Annotated in this window: 17 protein-coding genes; 6 read left to right on the forward strand and 11 right to left on the reverse strand. The window is 70.5% G+C overall.

Annotation, left to right across the window (positions count from 1 at the left end; translation table 11 throughout):
- Nucleotides 1-12: 12 nt before the first annotated feature.
- On the forward strand, nt 13-1,032 hold the full coding sequence (locus QFZ64_RS07700; RefSeq protein WP_307063673.1) for a LacI family DNA-binding transcriptional regulator: 1,020 nt from the start codon (nt 13-15) through the stop codon (nt 1,030-1,032).
- Nucleotides 1,033-1,093: 61 nt separating this feature from the next.
- On the opposite strand, the gene prcA is transcribed toward QFZ64_RS07700, so the two are convergent.
- From prcA to arc, 5 genes are all read right to left on the reverse strand, one after another.
- Complete coding sequence (gene prcA, locus QFZ64_RS07705) at nt 1,094-1,879, reverse strand: proteasome subunit alpha (protein WP_307063675.1); 786 nt, start codon at nt 1,877-1,879, stop codon at nt 1,094-1,096.
- A 60-nt stretch (nt 1,880-1,939) separates the two neighbouring features.
- Nucleotides 1,940-2,785, reverse strand: coding sequence for a proteasome subunit beta (gene prcB / locus QFZ64_RS07710; protein WP_307063677.1), 846 nt, complete (start codon nt 2,783-2,785; stop codon nt 1,940-1,942).
- A 160-nt stretch (nt 2,786-2,945) separates the two neighbouring features.
- Nucleotides 2,946-3,164: a ubiquitin-like protein Pup gene (locus QFZ64_RS07715; RefSeq protein WP_307063679.1), complete on the reverse strand. Its 219-nt coding sequence runs from the start codon at nt 3,162-3,164 to the stop codon at nt 2,946-2,948.
- A 163-nt stretch (nt 3,165-3,327) separates the two neighbouring features.
- Complete coding sequence (gene dop, locus QFZ64_RS07720; protein WP_307063681.1) at nt 3,328-4,839, reverse strand: depupylase/deamidase Dop; 1,512 nt, start codon at nt 4,837-4,839, stop codon at nt 3,328-3,330.
- A gap of 231 nt (nt 4,840-5,070) precedes the next feature.
- A complete protein-coding gene (arc, locus tag QFZ64_RS07725) occupies nt 5,071-6,837 on the reverse strand; it encodes a proteasome ATPase (protein WP_307063683.1) in 1,767 nt (588 codons plus the stop codon).
- Nucleotides 6,838-7,081: 244 nt separating this feature from the next.
- On the opposite strand from arc, the gene QFZ64_RS07730 reads away from it, so the two are divergent.
- On the forward strand, nt 7,082-7,405 hold the full coding sequence (locus tag QFZ64_RS07730; protein WP_307063685.1) for a ferredoxin: 324 nt from the start codon (nt 7,082-7,084) through the stop codon (nt 7,403-7,405).
- A 91-nt stretch (nt 7,406-7,496) separates the two neighbouring features.
- On the opposite strand, the gene QFZ64_RS07735 is transcribed toward QFZ64_RS07730, so the two are convergent.
- The 3 genes from QFZ64_RS07735 to QFZ64_RS07745 form a co-directional block, all read right to left on the reverse strand.
- Entirely contained in the window at nt 7,497-8,075 is a 579-nt protein-coding gene (locus tag QFZ64_RS07735) for a hypothetical protein (protein ID WP_307063686.1), read from the reverse strand.
- A 227-nt stretch (nt 8,076-8,302) separates the two neighbouring features.
- Nucleotides 8,303-9,208 (reverse strand): tRNA (adenine-N1)-methyltransferase, encoded by a 906-nt coding sequence (locus QFZ64_RS07740; protein WP_307063688.1) that lies wholly within the window; start codon nt 9,206-9,208, stop codon nt 8,303-8,305.
- A 98-nt stretch (nt 9,209-9,306) separates the two neighbouring features.
- Nucleotides 9,307-10,779, reverse strand: coding sequence for a site-2 protease family protein (locus QFZ64_RS07745; RefSeq protein ID WP_307063690.1), 1,473 nt, complete (start codon nt 10,777-10,779; stop codon nt 9,307-9,309).
- Between the two features lie 151 nt (nt 10,780-10,930).
- Here QFZ64_RS07745 and QFZ64_RS07750 point away from each other — a divergent pair, with 151 nt between their 5' ends.
- Together QFZ64_RS07750 and QFZ64_RS07755 are read left to right on the forward strand one after the other, a co-directional pair.
- Nucleotides 10,931-11,977, forward strand: coding sequence for a RecB family exonuclease (locus tag QFZ64_RS07750; protein WP_307063692.1), 1,047 nt, complete (start codon nt 10,931-10,933; stop codon nt 11,975-11,977).
- 19 nt (nt 11,978-11,996) lie between these two features.
- A complete protein-coding gene (locus QFZ64_RS07755) occupies nt 11,997-12,668 on the forward strand; it encodes a response regulator transcription factor (RefSeq protein WP_030381534.1) in 672 nt (223 codons plus the stop codon).
- Between the two features lie 105 nt (nt 12,669-12,773).
- Here the strand turns inward: QFZ64_RS07755 and QFZ64_RS07760 are convergent, their stop codons facing one another.
- From QFZ64_RS07760 to metH, 3 genes are all read right to left on the reverse strand, one after another.
- Nucleotides 12,774-14,384 carry an ABC transporter substrate-binding protein gene (locus QFZ64_RS07760; RefSeq protein WP_307063696.1) on the reverse strand — a complete coding sequence of 537 codons (1,611 nt, stop codon included), beginning with the start codon at nt 14,382-14,384 and terminating at the stop codon, nt 12,774-12,776.
- Between the two features lie 343 nt (nt 14,385-14,727).
- Entirely contained in the window at nt 14,728-15,426 is a 699-nt protein-coding gene (locus QFZ64_RS07765) for an HAD family phosphatase (protein WP_307063698.1), read from the reverse strand.
- Nucleotides 15,427-15,556: 130 nt separating this feature from the next.
- On the reverse strand, nt 15,557-19,111 hold the full coding sequence (metH, locus tag QFZ64_RS07770; protein WP_307063700.1) for a methionine synthase: 3,555 nt from the start codon (nt 19,109-19,111) through the stop codon (nt 15,557-15,559).
- Nucleotides 19,112-19,405: 294 nt separating this feature from the next.
- Between metH and QFZ64_RS07775 the strand changes: the two genes are divergently transcribed.
- Both QFZ64_RS07775 and QFZ64_RS07780 read left to right on the forward strand, forming a co-directional pair.
- On the forward strand, nt 19,406-20,170 hold the full coding sequence (locus QFZ64_RS07775; protein WP_307063702.1) for an IclR family transcriptional regulator: 765 nt from the start codon (nt 19,406-19,408) through the stop codon (nt 20,168-20,170).
- A gap of 438 nt (nt 20,171-20,608) precedes the next feature.
- The gene (locus QFZ64_RS07780) at nt 20,609-21,403 is read left to right on the forward strand and encodes an MIP/aquaporin family protein (RefSeq protein ID WP_307063703.1); all 795 of its coding nucleotides are present in this window, start codon (nt 20,609-20,611) and stop codon (nt 21,401-21,403) included.
- Nucleotides 21,404-21,420 lie beyond the last annotated feature (17 nt).

A 21,420-nucleotide genomic window follows, 5' to 3' on the forward strand; every position in this document is an offset into this window, starting at 1 on the left:
AGCGGCCCCGCGGTGGCACCCCACAGCACGCGCCCGACCAGCCGGGATGTCGCCCGGGCCGCGGGGGTGTCGCAGGCGGCGGTCTCCCTGGTGTTCGGCGACAAGTGGCGCGGACGGGTCTCGGAGACCACCGCCGAACGGGTCCGCGCCGCCGCCCACCGGCTCGGCTACCGGCCCAACCTGGCCGCCCGCAACCTCCGCCTCGGCCGCACCCGCACCGTGCTGCTCGTGGTGCCCGCGCTGACCACCGAGTTCTTCGGCGGCGTGTACACCGGCGCCGCCCGCGTCGCCGCCGACCACGGCTTCGGCCTGGTGCTCTACCCCTCCCCCGAGGGCGTCGGGCCCGCCCGCGACCCGTTCCCCTCCGCCCGGTCCGCCCTGGACGGCGTCATCGCCTCCTCCATGGCCGCCGACGCCCTCACCGCGCTGCGCGGCGACGAGCTGCCGCTCGTGATGCTGGACAGCGACCCGGACGGCAGCCCGGGGGCCGCCACGGTCAACCTGGACATCGCCGCCGGCATGCGCGCGGTCGCCGGTCATCTGCTCGGTCTCGGCCACCGGCGCTTCCTGCACCTGGCGGCCGACGTGCCCTCCTGGACCTTCCAGGTACGCGCGCGGGAGCTGGCCGCGTGTCTGCACGCGGTTCCGGACGCCGTGCTGCGCACCGCGTGCGCCCCCATCTCGATCGGGGCCGCGGTGGCCGCCGCCCGGGCCGCCCTGACCGCGCCCGGCCCCCGGCCGACCGCGCTGGTGTGCGACGACGACCTGCTCGCCGCGGGCGCCTACAAGGCCGCCCGTCGGCTCGGCCTGCGCGTCCCCGACGACCTCTCCGTCACCGGGGTGGACGACCTCGGGCTCGCCTCGGCCCTCGAACCCGAGCTCACGACCGTGCGCCTGGACGCCGAGCGATTCGGCGAGCGCGGCATGCACGCCCTCCTGGCCGTGCTGGAGGGCCGCCCGGCGGAGGTGGGCGACATCCCGGTGGAGCTGGTCGTACGCGGCTCCACGGCGCGGCCGCCGGCGGCCGTCTGACACACCGGTGCCCCGGCCGCGCGGACGCGGACCGGGGCACCCGGGGTGAGGCGGTGTGCGGTCAGTCCGCCTCGGGGTCCGTCTTCTCGATGCCGGCCGCGCCGCCGTCCGCATCGCCGTCCCCGTCGGCGCCGCCCGCCGGGCCGGCGTCGCCCGCCAGCAGCCGCGAGAGCCGGTCGCCGACGATCCGCCTGAACTTGCGCTTCTGCGGCCGCGTACGGTCCAGGACGGCCACCTCCAGGCGCTCCGCGGGGATCTCCCGCTCGCTGCCGTTGGTGTCCCGCGACAGCGCCTGCACGGCCAGCTTCAGCGCCTCCGCGAGCGTCATGCCGTCGCGGTGCCGCTGGTCGAGGAAGGTACTGATCTGCTCCGCGTTGCCGCCGACCGCGACCGAGCCGTGCTCGTCCACGATCGAACCGTCGTGCGGCAGCCGGTAGATCTGGTCGCCCTCGGGGGTCTCCCCCACCTCGGCGACGACCAGTTCCACCTCGTAGGGCTTCTCGGCCGCGCTGGAGAAGATCGTGCCCAGCGTCTGCGCGTACACGTTCGCCAGGCCCCGGGCGGTCACGTCGGTCCGGTCGTAGGTGTAGCCCCGCAGGTCGGCGTAGCGCACGCCGCCGATCCTGAGGTTCTCGTACTCGTTGTACTTGCCGGCCGCGGCGAAGCCGATCCGGTCGTAGATCTCGCTGAACTTGTGCAGCGCGCGGGACGGGTTCTCACCGACGAAGACGATGCCGTCGGCGTACTGCAGCACCACCAGGCTGCGGCCGCGGGCGATGCCCTTGCGGGCGTACTCCGCCCGGTCCGCCATCGCCTGCTGAGGGGAAACATAGAACGGCGTCGACACCGGTTATCCGTCCCTTTCTGTGGAAGTCACTCGAATCACCTCGAACAAGACCGGGCGCCGTCAGAGCAGCGAGGCCCGCGGGCCGTCGGGCTGTTCCAGGCGCCGCTGGAGGATCGAGCGGGCGATCCCGGAGGACTCCTCCTCCGTCAGCCGGCGGAAGCCGTCCTCGGTGATCACGGTGACGATCGGATAGATCCGGCGTGCGACATCGGGACCGCCGGTCGCCGAGTCGTCGTCCGCCGCGTCGTACAGGGCCTGGACCACGAGCGTCGTGGCCTGCTCCTCGGTCAGGTCCTCGCGGTAGAGCTTCTTCATGGCGCCGCGGGCGAAGACCGAGCCGGAGCCCGTGGCCGCGAAGTTGGTCTCCTCGGAGCGGCCGCCGGTGACGTCGTAGGAGAAGATCCGCCCCCGGTCGCGGTCCACGTCGTAGCCCGCGAAGAGCGGGACCACGGCCAGGCCCTGCATGGCCATGCCGAGGTTGGAACGGATCATCGTGGACAGGCGGTTGGCCTTGCCCTCCAGGGAGAGCTGGGCACCCTCCACCTTCTCGAAGTGCTCCAGCTCCAGCTGGAACAGCTTCACCATCTCCACGGCCAGACCCGCCGTGCCGGCGATGCCCACCGCGGAGTACTCGTCCGCGGGGAACACCTTTTCGATGTCCCGCTGCGCGATGACATTGCCCATGGTCGCCCGCCGGTCCCCGGCGAGCACCACGCCGCCAGGGAAGGTGACGGCCACGATCGTCGTGCCGTGCGGGGCCTCGATCACTCCCTGGGTGGGGGGCAGCTGCCGCCTGCCGGGCAGCATCTCCGGCTGGTGCTCGGAGAGGAAGTCCATGAAGGACGAGGACCCGGGCGTCAGGAAGGCAGCCGGCAGACGCCCGGTGCTACGAGTGTTGGCTTCCACGCGTTTCCTTCCACGTGAGACTGCGGCCCCGCCTGGATCAGCCGAGCCGATCATCAAATCCGTGCACGGACCCTACCCGCACCGGGGCCGGTCATCCGCCCCGGTGTCGGCCCGGTGCCGGCGTACTCGCCGGGGCCGGCACCGGGCGGTGCGCCGGGTGCTACTCGCCGCCCTTTTGCACGAAGGACCGGACGAAGTCCTCGGCGTTGGACTCGAGGACGTCGTCGATCTCGTCCAGGACGTCGTCCACGTCGTCGTTGAGCTTCTCCTGGCGCTCCTTGAGGTCCTCCGAGCCCTGCGCGTCCTGCGCCTGCTCCTCGACCTCCTCCGTGGAGCGCGTCGCCTTCTGCTGGCCGCCGCCGGTGTCCTTGGTCGCCATTACCCTCACCCCGCTCAGTTCGGTTCGCCCGACATGGTCGGCATTCCTGCCGATCGGTGATGATCAGACCCTACTCGCCGGGTCCGACATCGGCTCCGTGATCGGATCATTCCCTCGCACCGCGGTTTCCACCCCGCCCGGCGGGATCGGCCGGGCGGGCCGCTCATCCGCCCGACAACACCCTGACCAGGTCCTCGGCGGTGCGGCAGCGGTCGAGCAGTTCCTTGACGTGATTACGCGTTCCGCGAAGCGGTTCCAGCGTGGGTACCCGCTGCAAGGAGTCCCGACCCGGCAGATCGAAGATCACCGAGTCCCAGGAGGCGGCGGCCACGTCGTCGGCGTACTGCTCCAGACACCGGCCGCGGAAATAGGCGCGGGTGTCCTCCGGCGGCTGCGTGCGGGCCCGCTCGACCTCGCCCTCGTCCAGCAGCCGTTTGATCCGCCCGCGGGCCGCCAGACGGTTGTACAGGCCCTTCTCGGCGCGCACGTCCGCGTACTGCAGGTCCACGAGATGCAGCCGGGCGGCGTCCCAGTCCAGGCCGTCGCGGCGCCGGTAGCCCTCCATGAGCTCCCGCTTGGCGACCCAGTCCAGCTCGCCGGCCAGGCTCATGGGGTCGTTCTCCAGCCGGTTGAGGGTGTCCTCCCACCGGGTGAGGACGTCCTTGGTCTGCTCGTCCGCGTCGGCGCCGTAGCGCTCCTCGACGTACTTGCGGGCCAGCTCGTAGTACTCCATCTGCAGTTGCACCGCGGTGAGCGTGCGCCCGCTGCGCAGGGTGACGAGCTGCCGCAGGGTGGGATCGTGGGAGACCTGGTGCAGGGTGCGTACGGGCTGGTCGACGGCGAGGTCGACGGCGATGAAGCCGTCCTCGATCATGGAGAGCACCAGGGCCGTGGTGCCCACCTTCAGATACGTCGAGATCTCGGACAGGTTCGCGTCGCCGATGATCACGTGCAGCCGGCGGTATTTCTCGGCGTCGGCGTGGGGCTCGTCACGGGTGTTGATGAGGGGGCGCTTGAGCGTCGTCTCCAGGCCCACCTCCACCTCGAAGTAGTCCGCGCGCTGGCTGAGCTGGAAGCCGTGCTCGTGGCCGTCCTGGCCGATGCCGACGCGACCGGCGCCGGTGACGACCTGGCGGGAGACGAAGAAGGGCGTCAGGTGGCGCACGATGTCCGAGAAGGGCGTCTCCCGCTTCATCAGGTAGTTCTCGTGCGTGCCGTAGGAGGCGCCCTTGTTGTCGGTGTTGTTCTTGTACAGGTGGATCGGCTGGGCACCGGGGAGCTGGGCGGCCCGCTCGGCGGCCTCGGCCATGATCCGTTCACCGGCCTTGTCCCACAGCACGGCGTCCCGCGGGTTGGTGACCTCGGGGGCGCTGTACTCGGGGTGGGCGTGGTCGACGTAGAGGCGTGCCCCGTTGGTGAGGATCACATTGGCGAGGCCGATGTCCTCGTCGGTGAGCTGAGTGGAGTCGGCGGCCTCACGGGCGAGGTCGAAGCCCCGCGCGTCCCGCAGCGGATTCTCCTCCTCGAAGTCCCAGCGGGCCCGGCGGGCCCGGTGCATCGCCGCCGCGTAGGCGTTGACGATCTGGGACGAGGTGAGCATGGCATTGGCGTTGGGGTGGCCGGGGACGGAGATCCCGTACTCCGTCTCGATGCCCATTACTCGCCGTACGGTCATGCGGCCCTCCTTGCCCGGCGGCGCCCTCGGTCGGGGGCGGCGCTCAAGTACCGCTGGTGCTCCGATGCGCGTGCGGTGCCCGTCCCCGCACGGCGCGACGCGGCGGTACGAAAGAGCCTAGAACGCCTCTGCGCTGGTGGGGAGATCATTTGCGTCATTGGTGGTCCGACTGTGGCCGGTAAAGCAGACGGCTGCGGGTACCCGTCGTGGGCACCCGCAGCCTTCCTTGTCCTACAGGTACTGCCCGGTGTTGGCCACGGTGTCGATGGAGCGCCCGGTGTCCGAGCCCTGCTTTCCGGTGATGAGCGTACGGATGTAGACGATCCGCTCGCCCTTCTTTCCGGAGATGCGGGCCCAGTCGTCCGGGTTCGTGGTGTTGGGCAGGTCCTCGTTCTCCTTGAACTCGTCCACGCATGCCTGGAGCAGGTGGGAGACGCGGAGACCCTTCTGGTTCTTCTCCAAGAAGTCCTTGATCGCCATTTTCTTGGCGCGCCCGACGATGTTCTCGATCATGGCGCCGGAGTTGAAGTCCTTGAAGTAGAGGACTTCCTTGTCCCCATTGGCGTAGGTGACTTCCAGGAAGCGGTTTTCCTCGGATTCGGCGTACATGTGCTCGACCGCGGTCTGGATCATTCCCTGGACCGTGGAGGACTTGTCGCCACTGTGTTCGGTGAGGTCGTCGGCGTGCAGCGGAAGGCGCTCGGTGAGGTACTTGCCGAAGATGTCCTTGGCCGCCTCGGCGTCCGGACGTTCGATCTTGATCTTCACATCGAGCCGGCCGGGCCGCAGGATGGCGGGGTCGATCATGTCCTCGCGGTTGGAGGCACCGATCACCACCACGTTCTGCAGGCCCTCCACACCGTCGATCTCGGCGAGGAGCTGCGGGACGATGGTGTTCTCCACGTCCGAGCTGACACCCGAGCCGCGGGTGCGGAAGAGGGACTCCATCTCGTCGAAGAAGACGATGACGGGCGTGCCCTCGCTGGCCTTCTCACGGGCCCGCTGGAAGACCAGGCGGATCTGCCGCTCGGTCTCGCCGACGTACTTGTTGAGGAGCTCGGGACCCTTGATGTTGAGGAAGAAGCTCTTGCCGGCGGCCTGGCCGGTGACCTCGGCGACCTTCTTGGCGAGCGAGTTGGCGACCGCCTTGGCGATGAGCGTCTTGCCGCATCCGGGGGGCCCGTAGAGCAGCACACCCTTGGGCGGCCGCAGTTCGTGCTCCTTGAACAGGTCGGGGTAGAGGTAGGGCAGTTCGACCGCGTCCCGGATGGCCTCGATCTGGCCGCCGAGACCGCCGATCTGCTCGTAGCCGATGTCGGGGACCTCTTCGAGGACGAGTTCCTCGACCTCGCTCTTGGGGACGACCTCGTAGACGTAGCCGGAACGGGGCTCCATCAGCAGGGCGTCGCCGGGGCGGATGGTGATGTCGAGGAGCGGCTCGGCGAGCCGCACCACCCGCTCCTCGTCGGTGTGCCCGACCACCAGGGCCCGCTCGCCGTCCTCCAGGATCTCCTTGAGGGTGACGATGTCGCCGACGCTCTCGAACTCCATGGCGTCGACCACGTTGAGAGCCTCGTTGAGCATCACTTCCTGGCCGCGCCTGAGTGCGTCGAGCTCCACGGAGGGGCTGACGTTGACGCGGAGTTTGCGGCCACCGGTGAAGATGTCGGCCGTGCCGTCCTCGTTGGCCTGCAGGAAGACTCCGAAACCGGCCGGCGGCTGGGCGAGCCGGTCGACCTCCTCCTTGAGGGCCACGATCTGGTCGCGGGCCTCGCGGAGAGTGTTGGCCAGTCGTTCGTTCTGGGCGGACACGCCGGCCAGGTTTGTCTGCAGCTCGACGATCCGCTCTTCGAGAATCCTCGTGTGTCGCGGAGAGTCGGCGAGCTTGCGTCGCAGGACGGCGATCTCCTGCTCAAGATAGGCGATCTGCCCGGCCGGGTCGTCGGACCCGCGTCCCGGGCGGATGCCGCGGTTCATGTCGTCGTCGTGGGCTGCCACGGTCCTCACCTCCTCCAAGGGGAGCTGGACGCTTCCAGACCCTACCTGGGTGGGTGTCGATTGAAACCCCTAGATCACAAAGACGGTCGGGGTGTGTCCGATCTTCACCCTTGCGCTCTCCCTCACGCCAGGGGAATACCCACCGAACGCGGTTGGAAAGCTGCCACGGGTAGGGTCGAAGTGTTCAACACCCGCCGGAGCTGGCCGGATTCCCGTCCGGCCCGGCGCAGAAAGGACAGGGAAGATGACCGTGCAGCAGGAGGCGCCCGGCGGGGGCGAGGCGCTCGAGGTGTGGATCGACCAGGATCTGTGCACCGGCGACGGGATCTGCGCCCAGTACGCCCCGGAGATCTTCGAGCTGGACATCGACGGCCTGGCCTACGTGAAGAACGGTGACGACGAACTGCTGCAGGCCAAGGGCGCGACCACGCCCGTGCCGCTGCCGTTGCTGACGGACGTGGTGGACTCGGCCAGGGAGTGCCCGGGCGAGTGCATCCATGTGCGGCGCGTTTCGGACAGGGTGGAGGTCCACGGACCGGACGCCGTGGAGACCGCGGACGCCGGGTGACCTGAAGGTCGCAGTACGTCACTTCTGTCTGTTTTCTCACATTGGTCGCTCCTGCGCGGGCCCGTGGGCGCGCCCGGAGACGGCCGGCGCCTCAGACCCGCTCGGCCGGCGCCGGAGTGGAACGCTCGAACACGCCGTTCTTCCACTGCCACTTGGCGTGCTCGGTGACGTCGGGGCAGCAACTGGGCACGTCGGCCGAGGAGTAGCCGAGCATGGTCGCGGTGACGGCACCGTCGGCGACCGTGAAGTCGGTGACGGTGTCGCGGTCCTTGGGGTCGACGAGGGTGGCGACCACGCGCGGCTTCTTGTCGCCGGCGCCCTGGGTGAGGACGTAGACGCCGTCGGGCGGGGTGCCCATGCCCGACTCGCAGCGGACGACGGCAGCTGTCTCGGGGCGGCCGTCGCCGTCGAGGTCTCCGGCGGCCTTCTTGTGGACGACGAGTTTGTTGCGGCCGCAGTCGAGGGGGAAGGCCGCCTCGGCCGGGTCGGGCGCCGCGGTGGTGACGGGGGCGGCCTTCGCGGCCGTGTGGGTGGGCTGGGCGGCCGACGCGTGGCCGGGCTGCAGTGCGCTGGAGAGGGCGATCACGCCGGCCAGGGCCGCGGCCGTGGCGACCCAGTGGATCGGGCGTGGGGTGGCGTGGGCCAGTTCCGGGACGGCGGATTGCTGCACGAGGACGGCGTCTCCTGTGAGGGGTGTGCCGGCGGGGGTGCTCGGCATCGTGCCACACGTCACAGTCCCGGGGAACGGCGGGGTCCGGATTTCCCCAGCGGCGGTCGGGCGGGGGCCGCCAACGGTGAAGGGCCGTGGCCGAGTTCCCCGGTGTGTCGGGGAACTCGGCCACGGCCCTTGTGCGTTGTACGCGGCGCCGGGCCGCCGGGGCTGCCCGGCGGGCGGGGTCAGCGGCCGGCGGTGCCTCCGTCGGCGTTGGGACCGGCGTAGTCCTCGCCGTAGGCGCCCTTCGCGGGGCGGCGCCGGCGCATGGGCGGCTCCACGCCGTCGGCGAGGCGGCGGGCGGTGAGCAGGAACCCGGTGTGGCCGATCATGCGGTGGTCCGGACGGACGGCGAGGCCCTCGATGTGCCAGTTGCGGATCATCGTCTCCCAGGCGGTCGGCTCGTTGAAGCAGCCGATCTCGCGGATGGACTCCACGGTCCGGGCGAGCTGGGTGGTGGTGGCGACGTAGGCGCACAGGATGCCGCCGGGCACGAGCGCCTTGGAGACGGCCTCCAGGCACTCCCAGGGGGCGAGCATGTCGAGGATGACACGGTCGACCTCGGTGTCGGACAGATTGTCCTGGAGGTCGCCGACGGTGAGCTGCCAGGCGGGGTGCGGGCCGCCGAAGTAGCGCTCCACGTTGCCCTGGGCGATCTCGGCGAAGTCCGCGCGGCGCTCGTAGCTGTGCAGCATGCCCTGGTCGCCGATGGCGCGCAGCAGGAAGCTGCTGAGCGAGCCGGAGCCGACACCGGCCTCCACCACACGGGCGCCGGGGAAGATGTCGGCGAAGGCCAGGATCTGCCCCGCGTCCTTCGGGTAGACGACGGCGGCCCCGCGGGGCATGGACAGGACGTAGTCGGGGAGCAGGGGGCGCAGCGCGAGGTAGGCGACGTTCCCGGTGGTACGGACGACGCTCCCCTCGGGGGCGCCGATCAGTTCGTCGTGCGGGAAGGAACCCTTGTGGGTGTGGAAATTCTTCCCGGCTTCGAGCGTGAACGTGTAGTGGCGACCCTTGGGGTCGGTCAGCTGTACCTGGTCCCCGACTTTGAAGGGCCCGCGACGGCGGGCGGCACCGGTCGGTTCGGACATGTGCCCAGCCTAGCCTCTGTCGGGGGCCGCCCGTGACGGGGCGGTCGTCGGACGGGGGATGCGGTCGGGTCGGCCGCCGCCGTCGGACGGGGGCGTGGTCAGGCGGGGCGGGCCATCGCCCTGACGAAGGCGCGTTCCACGTCGGCCGCCGACAGGACACCGTAGATCTCGCCGGTGTCCTCCACGACGAGGTATTCCGTGGCGGGGGTGGCGCGCAGGACGTCGAGGAGTTGCTCGCCGGAGAGCTCCGCGGAGACCCGCATGCCCTCGGTGAGGTCCTGGGCGAGCCCGCCGACCGCGACCCAGGGGCGGCGGTGCTCGGGCACGCCGACGATGGCGGCCTCGCGGACCAGGGAGAGCGGCTCGCCCTGGGGGTCGACGACGACCAGGGCGCGGGCGCCGACCTCGTTGGCGCGGCGCAGCGCCTCGGAGAGGGGGGTCCCGGTCTCGACGGGGACGGCACGCCGGGTGAGGGCACGGGCGCGCAGTTCGGGCAGGTGTTCGCGCAGCCGGGCCATGCGCAGGCTGTTGCCGGCGCCGGTCCAGATGATGGCGGCGAGGATGGCCGCGAGCAGCGCGTCGGTGACCGTGTCCATGCCGCTGATGTCCTCGGGGTCGCCGCCCAGAGCGCCGGTCTGGGTGAGCAGCGGCAGCCCGATCAGGACGGCGATGGCCAGCGCGCGGCCGACCCAGGCGGCGGCGACGGTGCCGCTCATGGGGGTGCCGGTGATCTTCCAGACGACGGCGCGGAGCATGCGGCCGCCGTCGAGCGGGAGGCCGGGCAGCAGGTTGAAGGCGGCGACGATCAGGTTGGAGATCATCAGCCCGGCGAGCAGGACGCCGGGGACCGTGCCGGGTTCGACGGGGCCCATGGCGAGGTAGAAGGCGCCGGCCAGGACCAGGGAGAGCAGGGGGCCGACGAAGGCGAGGACGAACTCCCGGCCGGGTGTCTCGGCCTCCTTCTCGATCTCGGAGACGCCACCGAAGAACTGGAGCTGGATGCGGCGGACCGGGAGCTTGAAGCGCAGCGCGGCCACGGTGTGCGCGAGTTCGTGGACGAGGACGGAGGCGTAGAAGGCGACCGCGAAGAAGAGGGAGACCAGGTAACGGGCGGCGCCGAGTTCGGGCAGGACGCGGTCGAGCTGCCCGCCGAAGACCCAGGTGATCAGGGCGGCGACGAGGAACCAGCTCGGGGCGACGTAGACGGGTACGCCGAAGGGGCGGCCCATGAGGATTCCGCCCCCGGGGTCCTTGGGCCGACGGGTCCGCCGCGGCCCCCCGGCACCCGCACCCGCACCCGGTTCTGTGCCTGTACCTGTGCCCGCGCCCGTGGTGGCCGGGGTGTGCGCGTCCTCGTCGGGGGTCCGATTCCCGGGGGCCGGTCCGGAACCGCCGGCGTCCGGGGTCGTCCCGGTACGGGACGGATCGGTACGGGGCCCGTCAGGGCGGGACGGATCGCTGTGCGACGGGTCGGTGTGGGACGGGTCGGTGCGGGGTGGCTGCCCCTCGTGGCGATCGGTCGCCCGGTCGTTGCCGGAGCGCGGCTGCCCGCTCCCGCCGCTCTCGTCCACGGTGTCCCCTTGATCGAACTGCTCGAAGCGTCTCCCGGCCCCGGTGGCGACCGGGCGGAAGGGTCCGGAGTCGATGGTATGCGGACGTCACGCGGTGTTCCGCCCCGGCACCCCCTCAGCTTGTCAGTGGTGGGCCGTATGGTCTGTGGGCATGGAGACCAGCACGGAGGGCGGCGCGGCGACGCCGACCGACACGGAACCCGCGACGACGACGGCCGAGGTGGCCGAGGTGGAGGAGTCCGCCCGGCCGGCGGCCGGCACGACCGCACCCGCCCCCACGACGGCTGTCGCCATACCGGCGCAGGCCCCCGCTCCGGCCGCCCGGCGGCGGGCGCCCGCGCGGCCCGCGTCGCTGTCGCCGTCCCGGGCCGGTGACTTCATGCAGTGCCCACTGCTGTACCGCTTCCGGGTGATCGACCGACTGCCGGAGAAGCCGAGTCCCGCGGCGACCCGCGGCACCCTGGTGCACGCCGTGCTCGAGCGGCTGTTCGACGCCCCGGCCGCCGAGCGCACCGCCCCGCGCGCCCGCTCCCTCGTCCCCGGCCAGTGGGACCGGCTGCGGAAGAACCGCCCGGAACTCGCCGAGCTGTTCGCCGACGACGCGGACGGCACCCGGCTGGCGGGCTGGCTGGCGGAGGCCGAGCAGCTCGTCGAGCGCTGGTTCGCCCTGGAGGACCCCACGCGGCTGGAGCCCGTCGAGCGGGAGATGTTCGTCGAGACCAAGCTGGAGTCGGGGCTCACCCTGCGCGGCATCATCGACCGGGTGGACGTGGCCCCGACCGGCGAGGTCCGCATCGTCGACTACAAGACCGGCAAGGCTCCCCGGCCGGAGTACGCCGAGGGCGCCCTGTTCCAGATGAAGTTCTACGCCCTGGTGATCTGGCGGCTGAAGAAGGTCGTCCCGCGCCGGCTCCAGCTCGTCTACCTGGGCAGCGGGGACGTGGTGACGTACGACCCGGTGGTCGAGGACCTGAAGCAGGTGGAGCGGAAACTGCTGGCGCTGTGGGAGGCGATCAGGACCGCCACGGAGACGGGCGACTGGCGGCCGCGGCCGACCAAGCTCTGCGGCTGGTGCGACCACCAGGAGTTCTGTCCCGAGTTCGGCGGCACTCCCCCGCCTTACCCGCTGCCCCTCGCGCTGCCCTTCGGGGCGCCCGGTTCCGACGACGGCGCGCAGGGCAGAATGGGGCCGCAATAGCCTATCGAGGGAGTTCCACGTGGCCGTCCGTGTCCTACTGGTCGACGACCAGCCGCTGTTGCGCACCGGGTTCCGGATGATTCTGGAAGCCGAGCAGGACATCGCGGTCGTCGGTGAGGCCGGGGACGGCCTCCAGGCGCTCGACCAGGTGCGGGCGCTCCAGCCCGACGTGGTGCTGATGGACATTCGCATGCCGCGGATGGACGGGGTGGAGGCGACCCGTCAGATCACCGGGCCCGGCCGGGACGGACCGGCCAAGGTGCTGGTACTGACCACCTTCGACCTCGACGAGTACGTGGTGGAGGCGCTGCGCGCCGGAGCCAGCGGCTTCCTGCTCAAGGACGCCCCGGCCAACGAACTGGTGCAGGCGATCCGGGTGGTCGCGGCCGGGGAGGCGATGCTGGCGCCGAGCATCACCCGCCGGCTGCTGGACAAGTACGCCACGCACCTGCCGTCGGGGGACGAGCCGGTGCCGGACACCCTGCACACGCTGACGGACCGTGAGGTCGAGGTGCTGAAGCTGGTGGCGCGCGGGCTGTCGAACGCGGAGATCGCCGCGGACCTGTTCGTCAGCGAGACGACGGTCAAGACGCACGTCGGGCACGTGCTGACCAAGCTGGGGCTGCGCGACCGGGTGCAGGCCGCGGTGTACGCGTACGAGAGCGGCCTGGTGCGGCCGGGCGCGCAGTAACGGCGCCGCCTCCCCACAGGGACCCAAGGGCCGCGGCACACGCGAAGGGCGCCCCTCCCGAGTGGAGGGGCGCCCTTTCACGCGTGTCCGGCGGGGCCGGTCAGGTCATTCGCTCACGCCTCGGCCCAGCTCCCAGAGCTGGAGCGTCGAGGAGGAGTTGATGGCCCATTCGGAGCCCGTGATGTCGTCGCGGGCGGCGATGTACTGCTTGCCCTGCCACAGCGGCAGCAGCGGCACGTCCTCGGCGATACGGTCCTGGATCGCGGTGAGGTTCTTGGCCGCACTGAGCCGGTCGGCCTCACGCCGCGACTGCGGGAGCAGCTGGTTGCGGATCTCGTTGTTCACGTAGGGCGAGTTGAGGGTGTTGTCCTTGTCCAGGAACGGCGACAGGTAGTTGTCCGCGTCCGGGAAGTCGGGGAACCAGCCCATGCCGTACACGTCGAACTTGCCGGCCTGCTCGTCCTTCTTGTAGTCCTTGTCCCACGACTGGCCCTCGATGGACACGTCGAACAGGCCACTGGCGTTGAGCTGCTTCTGCAGGACCTCGAATTCCTTCTTGGTCGCCGCACCGTAGTGGTCGGTCGTGTAGTGCATCGTCAGCTTGACCGGGGTGGTGATGCCGGCCTTGCTCATCAGCGTCTTGGCCTTGCTGACGCTGGGGTCGCCGTACTTGTTGAGGAACGCGTTGTTGTGGCCGGTGACGGTGGCCGCGACCATCGAGTACAGCGGCTCGGCCTGGCTGCCGTAGACCTCGGAGACGAGCTGGCCGCGGTTGATGATCTGTGCCATCGCCTCCCGCACGGCCTTGTTCTTGACCGAGTCGGCCTCGGTGTTGAAGCCGAGGTAGCGCACCTCGAGACCGGGCATCTCGACGAGGTCGATGTCGCCGTTGGTCTTGGCGGACAGCTTGTCGATCTGCTGCGGCGTCATGGCACGGGTCATGACGTCGATGTCACCCTTGGACAGCGCGTCGCCCATGGTGTCCGCGGAGGCGAAGGACCTGAGTTCGACCTTGTCGTTCTTCACCTTGAGCAGCCCCTCATAGTTGGGGTTCCTGGTGAAGACGGCGTTGACCATCGAGTTGTTCTTGACCTCGGCCTTCAGCGTGTACGGGCCGGAGGCGTCGATCGAGAAGCCCTCGCGCAGCTTGTCCTTCTCGTAGTGCTTGGGGTTGAGGATGCCCGCGACCGGAGTGGACAGCTTGAAGGGGAAGGTGGCGTCGGCCGTCTTGAGGTGGAAGATCACCTGACGGTCGCCCTTGGTCTCGATGGTGTCGATCGTGGACAGCAGCGCGAAGACGCCCTCGGGGTCCTTGATCGTCAGCGCTCGCTCCATGGAGAACTTGACGTCGTCGGCGGTGATCGGGGTGCCGTCGGAGAACTTGAGGTCCTTGCGCAGCGTGCAGGCGTACCGCTCGTTCCCGGAGTCGGTGAAACCGCAGCTCTGGGCGGCGTCGGGCTGCGGAGCGCCGTCGCCCTTGGGGTAGGCCATCAGGGTCTGCACGGTCTGCCGCAGGACGTTCCACGTGCCCACGTCGTACGCGTACGCCGGGTCCAGGGGTGCCGGGCGCGTCTTCGCGTCCTCGGTGAACGTGTCCGTGGTGCCGACGACGATCGCGTCACCGCTGCTGCTCCCACTGTCGGAACCACCGCAGGCGGCGAGCACAGGAGCGAGCAGGCCGACGACGGCCGGCAGCACCAAAGTCTTGCGGTTCATGCTCGAGATTCTCCAGAGCGGTCGAGTCCGTGTACCCGGCATGCAGGGGTGTCGCGGCGGATCACGGGGGTAGTGACGGTGTTTACCGCGATGAGATTAGTAGGCGCCGCGAGAAGGGCCCGCAGCCACCGGAGCCGAGACCCCATCACGGAGCGAAACCGGGTGTGGACACACCGAAAACCCGACAGGGGGAGGATTCGCACAGCGTTCCATCAAACGGGACACAAGGGCGCGCCCCGACGCACCGAAATGGGGTCGGCAGCACACGCGGGGTTCGCTGTCGACCCCCGCACGCGTGGCGAACGTCACATCCCGGGTCGTGCGGGCAGGGACCGGAATCCGGTCATCCGGTCCTCATCAGGCCCCGCAGGAACGGCAGATCGACCTTCTCCAGGGAGGAGACGACGGTGCGCCCCGGCGCGGGTGTGATGGGCGCGACGGAGGGGACGGCGACGACCCGGCAGCCGGCCGCCTCGGCTGCCGCCACACCGGTCGCGGTGTCCTCGACGACGGCACACCGCTCGGGCCGGACGCCGAGCTTGGAGGTGGCCAGCAGATAGGGGTCGGGGAACGGCTTGGTGCGCTCGACCTCGTCGCCGGCCACGGTCAGGGCGAAGTACTGCGGTCCGACGGCGGCCAGGACGCGGTCGATGATGCGCCGGTGGGAGGCGGAGACCAGGGCCGTGGGGATGTCGTGCGCGGCCAGTTCGGCGAGCAGCCGAGCGGCGCCGGGCATCATCGGCAGGGCGTGGTCGATGCGGTCCTCGAAGCCGTCGTTGAGCAGCACGGTGAGTTCGGCGAGGGTGATGTCGGCGCCGGTGGCCTCGATGAGGAAACCCGCGCTGCGGGTCATGGGGCCGCCGACCACGACCTCGCGCCAGGAGTCCTTCAAGGTGTGGCCCAGGCCGGCGAAGACGTCTCTCTCGACGTCCCACCAGAAGCCTTCGGTGTCCACCAGGGTGCCGTCCATGTCGAGGAGCACCGCCTGCAGGGTCGAGCCCTCCGCCGAGTGGGTTCCGAGCGCGGGGACGGTTGTCGTCATCCGGCGCACCTCCTTGAGGGGACGAGCAGGCCGGTCCCCCAAGGGGGAACCGGCCTGCGGTGGACCGACCAGTGTACGTCGTGGCCGTCCGGAGTGCGTCTTGGAGCGTGTGACGACGGTGCGCGGTGCGTCACCGGGCGTTGAAGTACTTGGCCTCCGGGTGGTGGATGACGATGGCATCGGTGGACTGCTCGGGGTGGAGCTGGAACTCCTCCGAGAGGTGGACGCCGATCCGCTCCGGGCGCAGCAGCTCGGCGATCTTGGCGCGGTCCTCCAGGTCCGGGCAGGCGCCGTAGCCGAGCGAGAAGCGTGCGCCCCGGTACTTCAGGGCGAACATGTCCTCCATGGCCGCGGGATCCTCTCCGGCGTAGCCGAGTTCGAAGCGGACGCGTGCGTGCCAGTACTCGGCGAGGGCCTCGGCGAGCTGGACGGACAGTCCGTGCAGTTCGAGGTAGTCGCGGTAGGCGTTGGCCTCGAACAGCTTCGCGGTCTCCTGGCCGATCCGGGAGCCGATGGTGACGACCTGGAAGCCGACGACGTCGGTCTCCCCGGACTCCTCGGGCCGGAAGAAGTCGGCGAGGCAGAGCCGGCGGCCGCGGCGCTGGCGCGGGAAGGTGAAGCGGGTCCGCTCGTTGCCGTCGTCGTCCAGGACGATGAGGTCGTCGTCCTTGGACACGCAGGGGAAATAGCCGTAGACGACGGCCGCTTCGAGCAGGTTGTCGGTCTGGAGCCGGTCGAGGAGGCCGCGCAGCCGGGGCCGGCCCTCGCGCTCCACGAGCTCCTCGTACGTCGGCCCATCGCCGCCGCGGGCCTGCTTGAGCCCCCACTGGCCCTTGAAGAGGGCGCCCTCGTCGAGCCAGCCCGCGTACTCCTTGAGCTGGATGCCCTTGATGACGCGAGTGCCGCGGAAGGGCGGTTCGGGCACGGGGTTGTCGGTGGCGACGTCGGAGCGGACGGCGCCCTCCTCGGGGCGGTCCTCGATCTCGACGGCGGCCGCGCGCACCCGGCGCTGCCTCAGTTCGGGGAGCTGCGCCCCGGGCACGCCGCGCTTGATGCCGATGAGGGCGTCCATCAGGCGCAGTCCCTCGAAGGCGTCGCGGGCGTATCGGACCTCGCCCTGGTAGATCTCGTGCAGGTCCTGTTCGACATAGGCCCGGGTCAGCGCGGCGCCGCCGAGGATGACCGGGTAGTCGGCGGCCAGTCCGCGCTGGTTGAGCTCCTCCAGGTTCTCCTTCATGATCACCGTGGACTTGACGAGCAGTCCGGACATGCCGATGACGTCGGCCTTGTGCTCGTCGGCGGCCTCCAGGATCGCGGAGACGGGCTGCTTGATGCCGAGGTTGACGACGGTGTAGCCGTTGTTGGACAGGATGATGTCGACGAGGTTCTTGCCGATGTCGTGGACGTCGCCGCGGACGGTGGCCAGCACGATGGTGCCCTTGCCGTCGTCGTCGGTCTTCTCCATGTGCGGCTCCAGGTGGGCCACCGCGGTCTTCATGACCTCGGCGGACTGGAGCACGAACGGCAGCTGCATCTGGCCGGAGCCGAACAGTTCGCCGACGACCTTCATGCCGTCGAGCAGGGTCTCGTTGACGATCTCCAGGGCGGGCCGGCTGGTGAGGGCCTCGTCGAGATCGGCCTCCAGGCCGTTCTTCTCGCCGTCGATGATGCGGCGCTTGAGGCGCTCGTCCAGCGGGAGGGCGGCCAGCTCCTCGGCCTTGCCGGCTTTGAGGGACTTGGCGGTGGCGCCCTCGAAGAGCTGCATGAGCTTCTGCAGCGGGTCGTATCCCTCGCGGCGGCGGTCGTAGATGAGGTCGAGGGCGGTGGTGATCTCTTCCTCGGTGAAGCGGGCGATGGGGAGGATCTTGGAGGCGTGGACGATCGCGGAGTCCAGGCCGGCCTTGACGCACTCGTCGAGGAAGACGGAGTTCAGCAGCATGCGGGCGGCCGGGTTGAGGCCGAAGGAGATGTTGGACAGACCGAGGGTGGTCTGCACGTCGGGGTGGCGCGCCTTGAGCTGCCGGATGCCCTCGATGGTGGCCAGGCCGTCCTTGCGGGACTCCTCCTGGCCGGTGCAGATGGTGAAGGTCAGACAGTCGACGAGGATGTCCTCCTCGTGGATGCCCCAGTTGCCCGTCAGGTCCTCGATCAGGCGTTCGGCGATCTCGACCTTCTTCTCGGCGGTGCGGGCCTGGCCCACCTCGTCGATGGTCAGGGCGATCAGCGCGGCCCCGTGCTCCTTGGCGAGGGCCGTGACCTTGGCGAAGCGGGAGTCGGGGCCGGCGCCGTCCTCGTAGTTGACGGAGTTGATGACCGCGCGGCCGCCGAGCTTCTCCAGGCCGGCCCGCAGGACGTCGACCTCGGTGGAGTCCAGGACGATCGGCAGCGTGGAGGCGGTGGCGAAGCGTCCGGCCAGCTCCCGCATGTCGGCGACGCCGTCGCGGCCCACGTAGTCGACGCAGAGGTCGAGCATGTGGGCGCCCTCGCGGATCTGGTCGCGGGCCATCTCCACGCAGTCGTCCCAGCGGGCCTCCAGCATGGCCTCGCGGAACTTCTTCGAGCCGTTGGCGTTGGTGCGCTCGCCGATGGCGAGGTAGGCGGTGTCCTGGCGGAACGGGACGGTCTGGTAGAGGGAGGCGGCACCGGGCTCCGGCTGCGGGCTGCGCTCGGCCGGGGTGGTCTCCCGGACCCGCTCGACGACCTTGCGCAGGTGCTCGGGGGTGGTGCCGCAGCAGCCGCCGACCAGGGACAGACCGTAGTCGTGGACGAAGGTCTCCTGCGCGTCGGCGAGGCCCTCGGCGTCGAGCGGGAAGTGCGCGCCGTCCTTGGTGAGCACCGGCAGACCCGCGTTCGGCATGCACAGCAGCGGGATGCGAGAGTGCCGGGTGAGGTAGCGCAGGTGCTCGCTCATCTCGGCCGGGCCGGTCGAGCAGTTCAAGCCGATCATGTCGATGCCGAGCGGCTCCAGCGCGGTGAGCGCGGCGCCGATCTCGGAGCCGAGCAGCATGGTGCCGGTGGTCTCGAACGCCATGGAGACCAGCAGCGGCACCTCGGTGCCGGTGGCCGCCATGGCGCGGCGGGCGCCGAGGACGGAGGCCTTGGTCTGCAGCAGGTCCTGGGTGGTCTCGACGATCAGGGCGTCGGCGCCGCCGGCCAGCAGGCCCTCGGCGTTGGCCTGGTAGCCGTCGCGGATGGTGGTGTAGCCGACGTGGCCGAGGGTGGGCAGCTTGGTGCCGGGACCCATCGAGCCGAGCACCCAGCGCTGGCGTCCGTCGCGGGCGCCGTACTCGTCGGCGACCTCGCGGGCGATGCGGGCGCCGGCCTCGGAGAGCTCGTGCACCCGGTCGGCGATCTCGTACTCGGAGGCCGCGGTGTGGTTGGCGCCGAAGGTGTTGGTCTCGACGCAGTCGACGCCGACGGAGAAGTAGGCGTCGTGGACGGAGCGGACGATGTCCGGGCGGGTGACGCTGAGGACCTCGTTGCAGCCCTCCAGGCCCTGGAAGTCCTCCAGCGTCGGATCCTGGGCCTGGAGCATCGTGCCCATCGCGCCGTCGGCCACCACGACCCGGGTGGCGAGCGCCTCGCGGAGGGCGTCGGTGCGGGCCCGGGTGCCGGTGGCGGCGGGGGTGTCCCCACGGCCCTCGGAAGGGGCGGGCGAAGCGGAGGGGTTCGGCGACGAGGCCATGGAAGATGCTCCCTGGAGTGCGACGGCTGTCGGCTTTGCGTCTTCCCGCGGAAGGCGCACCCGGTCAGGGTAGCCCTCGGCACGCCGTACGGTCAGGGGCGTCCACGAGGCGGACGGGGTGCCCCGGGGGTGTCGGGTGCGGCATTCGGGCGGTTCACGGCCGGAAATCGCCGTGCCCGCCCATTGGCGGGAGGTCGACAAGGACCGGTAGTGTTCGACAATGCCGAACGCGGGGGTCGAGCCTCGACGCGGCCGGCAGTCCGGTGGTCGAAGAGGACGGAGGGCAGGACGGCGATGGCACGGAACATCCAGTCGCTCGAGCGGGCGGCCGCGATGCTGCGGCTGCTCGCGGGCGGCGAGCGACGGCTCGGTCTGTCGGACATCGCCTCCTCCCTGGGCCTGGCCAAGGGCACGGCCCACGGCATACTGCGCACGCTCCAGCAGGAGGGCTTCGTCGAACAGGACGACGCCTCGGGGCGCTATCAGCTCGGCGCCGAACTGCTGCGCCTGGGCACGACCTACCTCGACGTGCACGAACTGCGGGCCCGGGCCCTGGTCTGGACCGACGACCTGGCCCGCTCCAGCGGGGAGAGCGTCTACCTGGGCGTGCTGCACCAGCAGGGTGTGCTGATCGTGCACCACGTGTTCCGGCCCGACGACAGCCGGCAGGTGCTGGAGATCGGCGCCATGCAGCCCCTGCACTCCACGGCCCTGGGCAAGGTGCTCTCCGCCTACGACCCCGTGGCGCACAGCGAGGCGCTGGAGGCGGACCGCAAGGCGTTCACGGACCGGACGATCAGCGACCTCGAGCGGTTCGAGGAGGTCCTGGACCTCACGCGGGCGCGGGGGTACGCGGCGGACGTCGAGGAGACCTGGGAGGGTGTCGCGTCGATCGCCGCGCCCATTCATGACCGGCGGCGGATGCCGGTCGGCGCCGTGGGGATCACCGGGGCGGTGGAACGGCTGTGCTCCGAGGGTGAGGTGCGGGGGGAGTTGATCGCGGCGGTGCGGGACTGTGCGCGGGCGGTCTCTCGTGACCTGGGGGCCAGTCGGTTCTGACGGCCGGCGACTCCTGAGCGGTTCTGACGGCTCTTCTTCCGCCTCCGCCGCCCCTTCCCGTCCCGGACCGTCCCCGGGAGCCCCGGACCCCCGAAAAGATCGCGGGTCGCCGGCCTCCCGAAAGATCGCGCCCACGCAGCGGAGCCGCGTATCGGCACAGCCCCGCGTCCCTCTGTGCGCAGTGTTCCCCGCGCCCCTTCTCGCCCCGCTCCCTCCCCTGCCGCGATAACGATCGCGCTTTCGACAACCGGACTCTTGACGTGCCGCGCACCCGGGACAAGACTCGCGTCCACCGGTCGGCATTGTCGAACACATACCGGCATTACGCGTTACAGTGTGACAATGCCATGGGCCGGCACCGCCCTCACCCCGAGGGCGCGGACCACCGGAGGGACCCGGGGTTCGCCTTCCCCTGGACGAAGGACAAAGGAGTCGCGGGTGTCCAGCTCCGACATCTTCATCGGCGAGACCATCGGTACCGCCATACTCATCCTGCTCGGTGCCGGCGTCTGTGCCGCCGTCACCCTCAAGGCCTCCAAGGCCCGCAACGCCGGCTGGCTCGCCATCTCGTTCGGATGGGGCTTCGCGGTACTGACCGCCGTCTACATCTCCGCTCCGCTCTCCGGCGCCCACCTCAACCCGGCAGTCACCCTCGCCATCGCGATCAAGGACCACGACTTCAGCGACCTCCCGGTCTACTGGGGCGGACAGCTCCTCGGCGCCATGATCGGCGCCGCCCTCGCCTGGGTCGCCTACTACGGCCAGTTCCACGCGCACCTCACCGACCGCGAGATCGTCGGCGGCCCGGGGGCGCAGGACACGCGGGCCAAGGCCGTCGAGGCGCAGGAGACGCAGGCCGGCCCGGTCCTCGGCGTCTTCTCCACCGGTCCCGAGATCCGCAACGCGGCGCTGAACGTCGCCACCGAGGTCATCGGCACCTTCGTGCTCTGCCTCGCCGTCCTCACCCAGGGACTGAACGGCGACGGCAAGGGACTGGGCACCCTGGGCGCGCTGATCACGGCCCTGGTGGTGGTCTCCATCGGCCTGTCTCTCGGCGGCCCCACGGGGTACGCGATCAACCCGGCCCGCGACCTCGGTCCCCGCATCGTCCACGCCCTGCTCCCCCTCCCCAACAAGGGCGGCTCCGACTGGAGCTACGCCTGGATCCCGGTGGTCGGTCCGCTGATCGGCGGCGCGATCGCTGCGGGCGTCTACAACGTCGCCTTTGCTTAGAGGACACCCGGAAAAGC

The organism is Streptomyces sp. B3I8 (assembly GCF_030816915.1).
Classification (GTDB): domain Bacteria; phylum Actinomycetota; class Actinomycetes; order Streptomycetales; family Streptomycetaceae; genus Streptomyces.